This is a genomic window from Paraburkholderia sp. BGA-UO-ETr-F12 (assembly GCF_059567945.1).
In genome coordinates this window covers 415,276-427,939 of record NZ_JCAQOZ010000056.1, presented here as the reverse complement: position 1 = coordinate 427,939, position 12,664 = coordinate 415,276, and the positions used below count along the sequence as shown (strand labels likewise).

At 63.0% G+C, this 12,664-nt stretch carries 13 protein-coding genes; 10 read left to right on the top strand and 3 right to left on the bottom strand.

The genetic code is table 11. From position 1 onward, the window contains the following. Window positions 1–11 precede the first annotated feature (11 nt). The gene (locus tag AC57B6_RS25945) at window positions 12–239 is read left to right on the top strand and encodes a winged helix-turn-helix domain-containing protein (RefSeq protein WP_081922879.1); all 228 of its coding nucleotides are present in this window, start codon (window positions 12–14) and stop codon (window positions 237–239) included. Here AC57B6_RS25945 and AC57B6_RS25940 read toward each other — a convergent pair. Together AC57B6_RS25940 and AC57B6_RS25935 are read right to left on the bottom strand one after the other, a co-directional pair. Beyond that, entirely contained in the window at window positions 213–551 is a 339-nt protein-coding gene (locus tag AC57B6_RS25940; RefSeq protein WP_046571480.1) for a hypothetical protein, read from the bottom strand. The genes AC57B6_RS25945 and AC57B6_RS25940 overlap by 27 nt on opposite strands. A 175-nt stretch (window positions 552–726) precedes the next feature. Then, window positions 727–1,083 carry a DUF2866 domain-containing protein gene (locus AC57B6_RS25935; protein WP_127838000.1) on the bottom strand — a complete coding sequence of 119 codons (357 nt, stop codon included), beginning with the start codon at window positions 1,081–1,083 and terminating at the stop codon, window positions 727–729. A gap of 183 nt (window positions 1,084–1,266) precedes the next feature. Here AC57B6_RS25935 and AC57B6_RS25930 point away from each other — a divergent pair, with 183 nt between their 5' ends. Continuing rightward, complete coding sequence (locus AC57B6_RS25930; protein ID WP_496422378.1) at window positions 1,267–3,018, top strand: ATP-binding protein; 1,752 nt, start codon at window positions 1,267–1,269, stop codon at window positions 3,016–3,018. Between the two features lie 4 nt (window positions 3,019–3,022). Next, the gene (locus AC57B6_RS25925) at window positions 3,023–3,727 is read left to right on the top strand and encodes a response regulator (RefSeq protein WP_496422377.1); all 705 of its coding nucleotides are present in this window, start codon (window positions 3,023–3,025) and stop codon (window positions 3,725–3,727) included. 56 nt (window positions 3,728–3,783) lie between these two features. On the opposite strand, the gene AC57B6_RS25920 is transcribed toward AC57B6_RS25925, so the two are convergent. Continuing rightward, window positions 3,784–4,725 (bottom strand): LysR substrate-binding domain-containing protein, encoded by a 942-nt coding sequence (locus AC57B6_RS25920; protein ID WP_496422376.1) that lies wholly within the window; start codon window positions 4,723–4,725, stop codon window positions 3,784–3,786. A 123-nt stretch (window positions 4,726–4,848) separates the two neighbouring features. On the opposite strand from AC57B6_RS25920, the gene AC57B6_RS25915 reads away from it, so the two are divergent. The 7 genes from AC57B6_RS25915 to AC57B6_RS25885 all read left to right on the top strand — a co-directional run bounded on the left by AC57B6_RS25915 (window position 4,849) and on the right by AC57B6_RS25885 (window position 12,559). After that, window positions 4,849–5,931 carry a tartrate dehydrogenase gene (locus AC57B6_RS25915; protein WP_028194011.1) on the top strand — a complete coding sequence of 361 codons (1,083 nt, stop codon included), beginning with the start codon at window positions 4,849–4,851 and terminating at the stop codon, window positions 5,929–5,931. 37 nt (window positions 5,932–5,968) lie between these two features. Beyond that, window positions 5,969–6,958 (top strand): M14 family metallopeptidase, encoded by a 990-nt coding sequence (locus tag AC57B6_RS25910; RefSeq protein WP_252889857.1) that lies wholly within the window; start codon window positions 5,969–5,971, stop codon window positions 6,956–6,958. Window positions 6,959–7,017: 59 nt separating this feature from the next. Then, window positions 7,018–7,362, top strand: coding sequence for a cupin domain-containing protein (locus AC57B6_RS25905; protein WP_030099018.1), 345 nt, complete (start codon window positions 7,018–7,020; stop codon window positions 7,360–7,362). Between the two features lie 315 nt (window positions 7,363–7,677). Continuing rightward, complete coding sequence (locus AC57B6_RS25900) at window positions 7,678–8,898, top strand: porin (protein WP_496422375.1); 1,221 nt, start codon at window positions 7,678–7,680, stop codon at window positions 8,896–8,898. 78 nt (window positions 8,899–8,976) lie between these two features. Next, the gene (locus AC57B6_RS25895) at window positions 8,977–10,335 is read left to right on the top strand and encodes an MFS transporter (RefSeq protein WP_106353003.1); all 1,359 of its coding nucleotides are present in this window, start codon (window positions 8,977–8,979) and stop codon (window positions 10,333–10,335) included. A gap of 139 nt (window positions 10,336–10,474) precedes the next feature. Continuing rightward, complete coding sequence (locus AC57B6_RS25890) at window positions 10,475–10,804, top strand: hypothetical protein (RefSeq protein WP_106353004.1); 330 nt, start codon at window positions 10,475–10,477, stop codon at window positions 10,802–10,804. Window positions 10,805–11,086: 282 nt separating this feature from the next. Further along, a complete protein-coding gene (locus AC57B6_RS25885) occupies window positions 11,087–12,559 on the top strand; it encodes an NAD-dependent succinate-semialdehyde dehydrogenase (protein WP_106353005.1) in 1,473 nt (490 codons plus the stop codon). The last annotated feature ends 105 nt before the right edge of the window (window positions 12,560–12,664 follow it).

Sequence of the window (12,664 nt, the reverse complement as noted above, 5' to 3'; positions counted from 1 at the left end):
TGACGTGTTCGATGGTCAACAGCCAGTTGGGCAGAGCGGAGAGCCAGAAGGCCAGTCTCGATGTTGCCGTCTGCCGCTTGCGCGGCGTGATAGACGCCGATCCGTCCGCCCCCCGGTTCATTCGGACCTTGCGCGGACGAGGCTATATGTTCGTCCCCTCGCCGGAACGGCTACCCTCGCAAGGCAGGCGCGATAGTACGCACCACACCGCGCTATTTCCGGTCCTGAGCCACGGCTAGCTTCGTGATCGGCAAGGTCATCGCGGCGTCGATCACGTCGACCAGGTCGATAGCGCCGAAATAATCGTCATACAGGCCACCGGTCGCCGCCAGCAGGCCGCCGAATCCGTAGTGGAAATCCGCCGGCACAACGGGCCTGAACCCCGAGGCGTAGTGAATCTGTGGCGAGCATCCGCCCAGATCATCCGCGTCGGCTGCGGCAGCGCTGCCGTTACCTCGGCAGAGGGCATTGACGCTCTCCGGGCGCAAACCATGGCGGATCGAAAAGCACCAGATCGACACCACAGCGAGAACGAGTATGAGAATGCGCATAAACGAAACGCTCGCAGTTTTATTCCGTGAATCAGACAGCCATAGGAGACCGAAGTTTTTTTGGCCAAATTACAATCCCTTCCCGCTGCACTGGCCGGCTGCGCTGGCCGGCTGCACTGAGCGACTGCACCGAGCCGCTTCCGGCAACGCGGTCAACAGCGAAGCCAGGCCGCGCTCAACCGCGCCGCAGACGCACGCGGTTCGCGGGCGTGGTGGGGTCGTCCGTGAGCGTATGACGCTGGCCGTTGCGATGCACGCGTACGCGCTCCCTGATCTCGGCTACCGTGGCGGCGCCTCGCACGGCGATGCAGGAATACTCGCCGTTTCTGTTGATCCACTCGACAATCCGGCAGCACTCGCCCCAAGGTTGCATGAGCGGCGCCGAAACGCGGCAGCCGCGTATCTTCACGACGTCTGTTCGCCGTGACGCGCCGGCACCGTTTTGAGCCTTGCCACGGCCTCCGGCAGCAGCGGCTGTTTTGCGGCCAGGTTGGAAACCCCGCGGCTCGACATGGTTCACAGATGAAGACATTTGCATGAGATTGCTCCACTAACACGGAACTGACCACCGGACAGGGCCTCTGCGTCAGGCCACCTTAAAAGTGCCGTGCCATCATATTCAGACAACACGCAGACACAACGAAGAAAGGATGGAGAAGTTGTGGAGATTCACCGGTAACCGCGGATTGACACAGCATTCATCTAGAATTCAGCCATGCAAAGTGAAACCATCCGAATCCGTCCCGGCCGCCCTTTCGGGACCCTTCTCTCGCACGTGCGGCAGCAGCAGCGGATCGACATACGCTTTGGCATCACCTGGAAAATGTTCCTCGCGGTACTAGTCGCATGCCTCGCGATTTCCCTGACAATGGGCTATGCCCTGCGCGTGAGCTTTGAAAACGGCTTCCTGCATTACGTCCGGGAGCGCAACGCCGGGCGCATCAAAGCCGTCATGGCGAAGGTCACGAGCGAATACTCCGCTCACGGCAACTGGAATTTTCTGCGGGACCATCCCGACGTGTGGGTCACGCTGCTCGACAGCGCCGCACACGACGCGCTGCGCGAGGAACTCGCCACGGCGCAGACAGGCAAACTGCCCGGCTGGCGAACCTTTCCCGGGAGCGGCAGCGTTCAGCAACTGCTCGGGCCGCTCTCAGGGCCGTCCGAATCGCCGCACTGGGGCATGCGCCTTCCGTCGGCGCCGCCGCCCAATCCGGATATCGCCATGGAGCGTGACCGTGTGTCGGCAAGCGGTGTCGTGAGCGGCGACAATCGGTATGACCGGGCGCCGCCTTCGGCCGCGTTGCCGCCTTTGCCCTCGTTGCCGTCCGGCGCCTCGTCGCTGCATGACGGTGGAGCGCGCGACACGCCGCCCGAGGGACCGCCCGTCACTCTCTACGACGCCCGCCACGAACTGGTGGCAAGCACCGGCCAGTTGCCGCCTCCGGGCAGTGCGATGAGACCGGTTGTCTACAGCGGCAAGGTCGTGGGCTGGCTCGCCGTGAACGGGCCCGATACCCTTTCGGACGCGGCCGACATCGCCTTCCAGGCTCAGCAGAAGCGCTCGACCTGGCAGATCGCCGGCGTTGCTGTCGTGCTCGCCGCGCTGGTCGCGCTGATACTCGCGCGCATCGTGCTCGCGCCGGTCAAACGCCTGATGAACGCGACCCATCGCCTCGCCGGCGGCGACTATACGACCCGGGTGCCCGCCGGCCGGCGCGACGAGCTTGGCCGGCTGGCAGGCGACTTCAACGTACTGGCCGACTCACTGCAGAAAGCCGAGCGCTCGCGGCGTGATTTCATCGCGGACATTTCACACGAGTTGCGCACGCCGCTCGCGGTGCTGCGCGGCGAACTGGAAGCGATCGAAGACGGCGTGCATGTGTTCAACCGCGATTCGCTCACCTCGCTGCAAACCGAGGTGAACATGCTCAACAAGCTCATCGAAGATCTCTACGAGCTTTCTCTGAGCGATGTCGGCGCACTCAGCTATCGCAAGGCGCCGACCCATGTCGGGCAACTGGCGCGAGCTTCGATCGAGGCCATGCGGGAGTCGTTCAAGGCGAAACGAATCGCGCTCGAGCTGACCTGCACACCAGAGATCGCCGACACGACGTTCGCGGTCGACCCCGCGCGTTTCGTACAACTGCTGAAAAACCTGCTGCTGAATTCATTGCGTTACACCGATCCGGACGGCCAGGTCCACGTAGCGCTTTCGCAAAGCGCCAGCGGTTGGCAACTCGACGTGCAGGACTCGCTGCCCGGGGTACCCGAGGCCGCACTCGATCACCTGTTCGACCGCTTCTATCGCGTAGACGAATCGCGCAGCCGCCAGAACGGCGGCGCGGGCCTCGGCCTCTCGTTGTGCCATGCGATCGTGACGGCGCACGGCGGTACGATCGGCGCCACGGCCTCGCCGCTCGGCGGCGTCTGGATCACGGCGCGCTTTCCGCCGGAAGGAGACTGACAATATGACCGATGGGCGTCCCGCGCACATCCTGATCGTCGAGGATGAACCCAAGCTCGCCGCCGTGCTCGAAGCGTATTTGCACCTCGACGGTTTCGCCACCACGATTCTCGACGACGGCCAGCAGGTCATGCCCTTCATTCGCTCGACGCCTCCTGCGCTGATGTTGCTGGACCTCATGCTGCCCGGGCGCAACGGCATGGATATCTGCCGCGAGCTACGGCAATTTTCCGCGTTGCCGGTGATCATTCTGACCGCGCGCATCGACGAGATCGACCGTCTGCTGGGTCTCGAGATCGGTGCCGACGATTACGTCTGCAAGCCGTTCAGCCCACGCGAAGTGGTGGCGCGCGTCAAGGCGATCCTGCGTCGGGCCACGCCTGCGGCCGCGATTGCGACGGCGGACGGCGTGCCGCAAGCGCCGCACGGTCTCGAAGTCGACGAGCAGTTTCATCTCGCCTTACTCGACGGCAAGGAACTCAAGCTCACGCCGCTGGAGTTGCGGCTCCTTGCGCTGCTGATGAAATCGCCGGGGCGCATTTTTTCGCGCGACTATCTGCTGAGTCATCTGTATGCGGATCACCGGGTGGTCACCGACCGCACCATCGACAGCCATATCAAGAACCTGCGCCGCAAGCTGCAGGGAGCCCGGCCCGACAGCGAGCCGATCGCGTCCGTGTACGGCGTGGGTTACCGTCTGGAAATCTGATCGCCGTGAGGGGATGCCTCAATGCCATCCTGATTCGCCGTCAGCGGTTCTCGAACTCAGCTCGTTTGCACCGCTACCGTTGTGTCAGGCGGCGGACTCCATTGCGCGAACTCCTCGCTCAGAAAATCGACGCATACCCGCACTTTCGCCGACTGAGCGAGCCGCGCCGGGTACACCGCCCACAGGTTCGCGGGTTGCGTGACGTCGGGAAGAATCTGCTGCAACTGGCCGCTGTCGAGCAAGGGCCGCACGTCCCACATCGAACGCAGCACTATTCCGCGCCCGGCCAACGCCCATTGCACCGCCACTTCGCCGTGATTGGTCGACAACGGTCCCGTGACCTTGATCGACGCCGCTTCGCCGCGCACCGTCAAGCGCCATAAACCGAAGGGATGGTCGCGTTCCTTGATCGCGAGACACGCATGCGAGGACAGATCGGCGACCTGCCGCGGGGTGCCGTGCCGCGCGAGATAGCCGGGCGACGCGCACAGTACGCGATGATTCGACGCGAGCCGTTTGGCAATCAGATGCGGGGCGATCTCGTCGCCGATACGGATATCGAGGTCGAAGCCCTCGCCACCCACGTCGACGAGACGGTCGAACAGATCGAGCCGCACGCTCAGTTGCGGATAGCGCTCGGAGAACCGGGCCAGCGCGGGCGCAACGAAACGGCGGCCGAAGCCGAAACTGCTGGAAATGCGCAGCTTGCCGCCGGGAATGCGGCGCGTGGTGGAGACGTCTTCCACCAGTTGGTCGACGTCGTCGAGAATCTTTTCGGCCCACGCGTAGACACGTTCGCCAGCCTCGGTAATCGCTACACGCCGGGTGGAACGATGCAATAAACGCGTACCGAGCGTAGTCTCGAGCACGTTGATGCGTTTGCTGACATAGGCCGGGGAGACCGACAGCGCCTCCGCCGCCGCGCTGAAACTCGATTTGCGCGCCACCTCGCAAAACACGCGCAAATCGCCGAGATCGGGTGACGGGACGGCATTCATAGGCGGCTGGTTTGTACACGATTCGTGCACAGTGGCTTAACTAAAGCAGTCATTTTAAGCGTAAACAGCAGGAATAAAATAACCGTCATCGAAACTCAAACGTCCCAACGGAGGAGCAGGAACATGGCGAAGACCTATCGGATCGCGGTCATACCCGGCGACGGCATCGGTGTCGAGGTGATGCCTGAAGCGATTCGCGTGCTGGACACGGTAAAAAAACGCTTCGGTATCGAGCTGGAGTATCAGCACATCGAATGGGCGAGCTGCGACTACTACGCGAAGCACGGCAAGATGATGCCGGACGACTGGAAAGCGCAACTGCAATCCGCCGACGCGATTCTGTTCGGCGCGGTCGGCTGGCCCGACACGGTGCCCGACCATATCTCGCTGTGGGGCTCGCTGCTGAAGTTCCGCCGCGAATTCGACCAGTACATCAATCTGCGCCCTGCGCGCCTCTTCGCCGGCGTGCCTTCGCCGCTCGCGGGCCGCAAGGCGGGCGACATCGATTTCTGGATCGTGCGCGAAAATACCGAGGGCGAATATTCGTCGGTGGGCGGCGTGATGTTCGAAGGCACCGAGCGTGAGTTCGTGCTGCAGGAATCCGTGTTCACACGGCACGGCAGCGAGCGCGTGCTGAAGTTCGCATTCGATCTCGCGCAACGGCGCGAACGCAAGAAGATCACCGTGGCGACCAAGAGCAATGGCATCGCAATCAGCATGCCGTGGTGGGACAAATGCGCGGCCGGCATCGCGGCGCAGTATCCGGACGTGACGTGGGACAAGCAGCACATCGACATTCTCTGCGCGCGCTTCGTGCTGAACCCGGACCGCTTCGACGTGGTGGTCGCCACCAATCTGTTCGGCGACATCCTCTCCGATCTCGGTCCTGCCTGCACCGGCACGATCGGCCTTGCGCCGTCGGGTAATCTGAATCCGGACCGCAAGTTTCCGTCGCTGTTCGAACCGGTGCACGGTTCGGCACCCGACATCGCCGGCAAGAACATCGCCAATCCGATTGCAATGATCTGGTCGGCCGCGATGATGCTCGATTTCCTCGGCAATCACGAGGGCAAGGAGCGCGAGGCGCACGACGCGATTCTCGCCGCGATCGAAGCAACGCTAATCGAAGGTCCGCATACCGGCGACCTCGGCGGGAAGGCGAACACTACGGAAGTTGGCGAGGCCATCGCGGCCAAACTCGCCTGAGCCTGTCGATCCCAATTCTCTGCGAGGTCACTTTCGAATGAGCACCGAAGCCTATCCCATCGAAGTCGCATTCCCCGATATTTCGGTTCACGAACAATCGTCATCGGGTATTGCCTACGTTCATACGTTCGACTCCGGTGAACCGGGTCCGCATGTGATGATCAACGCGCTCACGCACGGCAACGAAGTGTGCGGCGCGATCGTCGTCGACGAACTGTTGCGCCGCGCGTTAAGGCCGCGTCGTGGACGCCTCACGCTCGCCTTTGCGAATGTCGCCGCCTATCGGCGCTTCGATCCCGCGAAACCCGACGCGGCGCGTTTCGTCGATCAGGACTTCAATCGCGTCTGGACCGCGGCGGCACTCGACGATACGTCGCGCACGTCGAGCGAACTGGCTCGCGCGCGCGAAATGCGCCGGGTGATCGACACGGTCGACATGCTGCTCGATCTGCATTCGATGCATGAAAAATGCAAGCCGCTGATCGTGGCGGGACCGCTGCAAAAAGGAATCGACCTTTCGGTACGGCTCGGCACACCTGCTACGGTGATCTGCGACGAAGGCCATCCCGAAGGCCGCCGCATGCGCGATTACGAAGGCTTCGGCAACGCGGACAGCACGAAAAACGCGTTGCTGATCGAATGCGGCCAGCACTGGGAACGCAGCGCGGTTACCGTGGCGCGCGACACGACCGCGCGCTTCCTGCTGCTGGCCGGCGTGGTCGACGAGGCCGATCTGCCGGACGGCTGGCTCGCACCGTTGCCAACTGCTCAGCACATCGTGCGCGTGACGCAGCCGGTCGTGGCGACCAGCATGGACTTCCGTTTCGCGGCGCCCTATACCGGCCTGGAAGTGTTTCCGGATGCCGGCGCGGTGATCGGCTGGTCGAACGGCGAAACGGTGGTCACGCCTTACGACAATTGCATGCTGGTGATGCCGTCGCTGCGGCAATTGCGGCCCGGGGTTACGGTCGTGCGGCTGGGCAAGATCGAACGAACCGTGCCGAACGCCAGTGCGAGTACGAACTGAGACACGAACACGATTGGCCGATGAATCGGCTCGAGCACATTCAAAAAGGTAACGTGAAGATGAAGGTACAAAGCATCAGGCAAAGCGTGAATCTGCAGAATCTCGAGGACTGGGGCACGGCAGGACTGCCCGGCACGACGCCGCTTCAGATCTCCGGCGTGCAACGCGTCATCAAGGGCAGCGAAGCCGTCGACACCGGTATTTTCGAATGCACGCCGGGCACCTACCGACGCGCGATCAAGCAGGCCGAAGTCATGCACTTTCTCGCGGGGCGTGGGCACTTCACGCCTGACAACGAAGAAACCGTCCATTTTGAAAGCGGTGACACGCTCTTTTTCGAAGCCAATACAGAGGGGCTTTGGGAAGTCGAAGAGACTATGCGAAAGGTTTATGTGATTTTTTAAGCAACGCCTGAAAGAATGACCTGAGCGCCGCGTCCCGGCGCTTGCCTACCCCGCTCCCTTCTCTGCATTCCACGCCCGGCGCAGGTTGCGCCGCGGCATCCACAGCCGTTCCGGCGCCCCGCCCCCCCCAATTCGACGCGCATCTACAACATGCTCGGGTAATCCCGCGTTGCTCCTCATTATCAAACTGCTTACAGTGCCGCTTGTTCGCATAAAGAATCACAGTTCTATATACGAACAAACTGATAAAAATTTCGACGACCGGGTCGCCCAGATCCTCTCGCAGGTCAGGCAGGTCGAATTGGAGAGCTCCGCATGAATCGCAACATCACAATGACCCGGATCGCTTGCGCGATCGCAACGTTGGCCAGCACGTCCGCATTTGCACAAAGCAGTGTCACGCTGTACGGTATCGTGGATACGGGTATCGGCTATGTATCCAGCCAGGCGCCGTCTCTCGGCTCGACCTCCGGCGGCAGATCCGCCGTCAAGATGATCAACGGCGTGTGGGCCGGCAGCCGCTTCGGCCTGAAGGGCGGAGAAGATCTCGGTGGCGGCACCAAGGCCATCTTCCAGCTGGAATCCGGTTTCAATTCCACCACCGGCGCACAGCAGTATACGAACGCGATGTTCGGCCGCCAGGCCTGGGTCGGCGTGACGAACCCGACCTACGGTACGTTCACCGCGGGCCGTCAATACAGCGCGTACTACACGCTGCTGTCGCCGTATAGCCCGACCACGTGGCTGACCGGCTACTACGGCGCGCACCCGGGCGACGTCGACGCACTCGACACGATCTACCGCGCCAACAATTCGCTGGTCTATACATCACCGAAACTGTACGGCTTCACGTTCAGCGGTTCGTATTCGGTGGGCGGCGTACCGGGCAGCCTGAACCGCGGCTCGACATGGAGCGGCGCGATCCAGTACCTCAACGGTCCGGTTGGCGTCGCAGTCGGCTTCATGCGCATCAACAATTCGACGCTGGGCGGCGGTGCGTACGGCGCGGATTCGACCGTGTCGAACAACGGCGCGCAACCGGGCGTCTCGGCTGTCACCAACGGCTATCAGACGGCACAGGCGCAACAGCGCTTCGCGGTCACCGGCGGCTATAACTTCGGTAACGGATGGGACGTGTCCGCGGCATACTCGAACGTGCAGTACATTCCGGGAGTGGGCTCGAGCTTCCGCGATACGGCGATCTTCAATACGGCCGGCGTCGTGCTGCACTGGAAGCCGACGGCCGCATGGGACTTCGCGACCGGCTACAGCTACACGCGCGCCACGAAGGCGAACGGCATCACGAGTTCGGCACAGTACCAGCAGGTCAACCTGTCCGAGTACTATGCACTGTCGAAGCGCACCGGCCTCTATGCGCTGCAGGCGTTCCAGCGCACCAACGGCAACACGCTCGGCACGGCGGGTTCGGGCCACGTCATAACGGCCACCGCTACCATCGGCGACGGCTTCCAGAGCGCGCCGTCGTCGTCGCGCAGCCAGTTCGCCGCCGGCGTGGGCATCGTGCATCGCTTCTAAGCGGCGTACGATCGTAAAAGAAAGAAAAGGCTTGCCGCGACGGCAGGCCTTTCAGCATTCAGCAGTGAGGAGACCAACATGAGCCGCAGCACCGCCGTGAACGTTCAAACGTTTATCAATGACCATCCCTTCTCGCCGTTCCAGTGGCTCATCTTTTTCATGTGTTTCATCATCGTCCTGCTGGACGGTTTTGACACAGCGGCGATTGGCTTCATTGCACCGTCGCTGATCTCCGAATGGGGCATCACGAGGCCAGCGCTCGCGCCAGTGCTCAGCGCGGCGCTGTTCGGCCTCGCGTGTGGCGCACTCGGCTCAGGGCCGTTGTCCGACCGGCTCGGCCGGCGCTCGATGCTGCTCGGCTCGGTGCTGCTGTTCGGTGTGGCCTGCTTCGCCTCGGCGTTCTCGAACAGCATCGAACACCTGACCATCCTGCGCTTCGTCACCGGCGTCGGCCTCGGCGCGGCCATGCCGAACGCCGTGACGATGATGGGTGAGTACTGCCCGGATCGCCGCCGCGCGACCGTGATCAATCTGATGTTCTGCGGTTTTCCGCTGGGCGCCGCCTTCGGCGGCTTTCTCGCCGCGTGGATGATTCCGCACTTCGGCTGGCGCAGCGTGCTGCTGCTCGGCGGCGTCACACCGCTGTTGCTGCTGATCGTGCTGGTGCTGAAGATGCCGGAATCGGTCCGCTACATGGTGGCCAACAGCCAGCCGGTCGAACGGATTCGTGCCGCGCTGGCGCGTATTTCCAGCGAAGCGGCGCAGGCCGGCAGCTTCGTCATGACCGAAACCGCACCGCAAACCGGCGGCAAGGGCATGAGCGTGGTGCTCTCGCGCTCGTACATCATCGGCTCGGTGATGCTGTGGATTGCGTACTTCATGGGTCTCGTGATCTTTTATGCGTCGATCAACTGGATGCCGATTCTGCTGAAGGATGCCGGACTCACGCCGCAACGCGCGACGCTGATTTCCGCATTGTTCCCGCTCGGCGGCGTGGGCGCCGTGCTGTGCGGCGTGCTGATGGACCGCTTCAACGCGAACCGCATCATCGCGGCCTGCTACGCGCTGACGGCGGTGAGCGTGTACTTTATCGGCCAGGCGGTCGGCAATGTCGGCGCGCTGGTGTTCATCGTGTTCGTGGCGGGTGTGCTGATGAATACCGCGCAATCGTCGATGCCGGCGCTTGCTGCGGCGTTCTATCCGACCCAGGGCCGGGGCACGGGCGTGGCCTGGATGCTGGGGATCGGCCGCTTCGGCGGGATCGCGGGTTCGTTCCTCGTGGCGGAGTTGACGCGTCGCCACTTCACGTTTGGCGGCATCTTTGCGATGGTCGCGATGGCGGGTCTGATTTCGTGCGTGGCCTTGCTGATCAAACAGGCAGCACGCCCGCATGTGGCGGCGGAGGCTGGTGCGAAAGCGGAGTCGTTTGGACATTGAAAAGGTGAGTGAGGCTCGGGTGAAAAGCACCGCGCCTCACTTCCCGATACACTACGCCGTTATTTGAATCGTGCGGTTGCCGCGATGGGAAATACCACCGCTTTTGCGCCGTCGTCCATCTAACGACAGGACTCCAGTAATGAAACGCGTCGCTGTATCGGCCCTGCTCGCGCTGTGCCTCGCTCAACCTGCGGTTGAAGCCGTCGCGCAGACGGTCAGCAATCAATGTTTTGCAATCGGCGACATTGCCGGTCAGGTAGCGTCGTGGCGCGCACACAAGAAGACCAAAGCGCAAGCGCTCGACCAGGCGAAAAAATATTACACGAATGAAGCCGACCGCCAGGCGGTCTTCGACATCATCGAGAAAATCTACCGCCCCGGCGCCCCGCATATGACACCCGATCAGGCCAGCATGGCGTTTACCTCGGAGTGTGCGGACCAGCACAAGGCGCAGGCAGCGGATCATTAACCCCGGAACTCAGCGCGGCTTTACGTGCTTCGATACTACAGACGCGGGAAGCCGCCTGAAAGGGCCACACTGCGTGGCGCCGCCACAGCAGAAAATGCTGTGGCAGCCCGAAAATAACGCTCCGCGCACCGTCAACGCCCCCATGCGATGATTTCATCCACTGCGGCGTACGCGTAGCATCAATCTGCCAGTCGACCAGAATCGACCGTATGTGCGCGGCCGCGCCGCCGCATCGACGACCCACCTCGCCTCGTCCAGAAGCCCTCGAAGGAGCAACCCGATATGTCTCTCGCTTTGACTCGCCCCGACCTGATCCACCCGCACAACCTGATCGACGGCAAGTGGGTCGACGCCGCCGATCGCGCCCGCTTTCCCGTCACCAACCCGGCCACCGGCGAATTGGTCGTCGAAGTCGCCAACAGCAGCGCCACGGACGCGCGCGCCGCCACCGACGCCGCCGCCCACGCCTTCCCCGCGTGGCGCGATAAGCTGCCGCGTGAACGCGCCGAGATTCTGCGCCGCTGGCACGCACTGATCGTCGCCAATACGGAAGACCTCGCGAAACTGATGTCGACCGAACAGGGCAAGCCGCTCACGGAAAGCCGCGGCGAAGTCGCCTACGGTGCGTCGTACGTCGCCTGGTTCGCCGACGAAGCGACCCGTATTTACGGCGATCTGATCCCGCAGCAACAACGCGGCAAGCGCATGAGCGCCGTGAAGGAACCGGTCGGCGTGGTCGCGGCGATCACGCCATGGAATTTCCCGCTGGCGATGATCGCGCGCAAGATCGCGCCCGCGCTCGCCGCGGGTTGCACGGTCGTGGCCAAACCCGCGGAAGACACGCCGCTCACCGCGCTCGCGCTGGCAGCGCTCGCTCAGGAAGCGGGCTTGCCGGACGGTGTGCTGAACATGCTGTCGGCTTCGCGCGAACAGGGTATTGCGGCGGTCGCCGATTGGCTTGCCGACGCGCGCGTGCGCAAGATCACGTTCACCGGCTCCACGCCGGTCGGCAAGCATCTCGCCCGCGAATCGGCCGGCACGCTTAAGAAGCTGTCGCTGGAATTGGGCGGCAATGCGCCCTTCATCGTCTTCGACGACGCCGACCTCGACGCCGCGGTCACCGGCCTGATGGCCGCCAAGTTCCGCAACGGCGGCCAGACCTGCGTGTGCCCGAACCGGGTCTATGTGCAGTCCGGCGTATATGCACGCTTCGCCGATCTGCTCGCGCAGCGCGTCGGCGCGTTGAAAGTTGCACCCGCAACCGATCCGGACGCGCAGATTGGCCCGATGATCAACGAACGCGCCATCGACAAGATTGCCCGCCATGTAGAAGACGCCGTCAAACACGGTGCAAAAGTGCTGACCGGCGGCAAGCGCCTGGCCGAACTCGGCCCGAACTACTATGCGCCGACCGTGCTGACCGATGCACAGGACGGCATGCTCGTCTGCTGCGAAGAAACCTTTGGTCCGGTCGCGCCGCTGTTCCGCTTCGATGACGAAGCCGAAGCGATCCGCCTCGCGAACGACACGCCGTTCGGCCTCGCTGCGTATTTCTATACGCAGGACGTACGGCGCATCAATCGCGTTGCGAGCCGGCTCGAAGCGGGCGTAATCGGTATCAACGAAGGCGCGGTGTCGAGCGAGGCCGCGCCGTTCGGCGGCGTGAAGGAATCGGGTTACGGCCGCGAAGGTTCGAAGTACGGGCTCGACGATTACATGTCGATCAAATACATGTGTCAGGGCGGACTGGATTAACGGGTTCCCGCCGGTTCCTGCCGGTTCCTTCACTTAGCGCGCCATCCCCTCCCGCATCACGCCTCGCTTCACGCGGGGCGTGAGCGCTCAGTCAGCCCCCCGCCG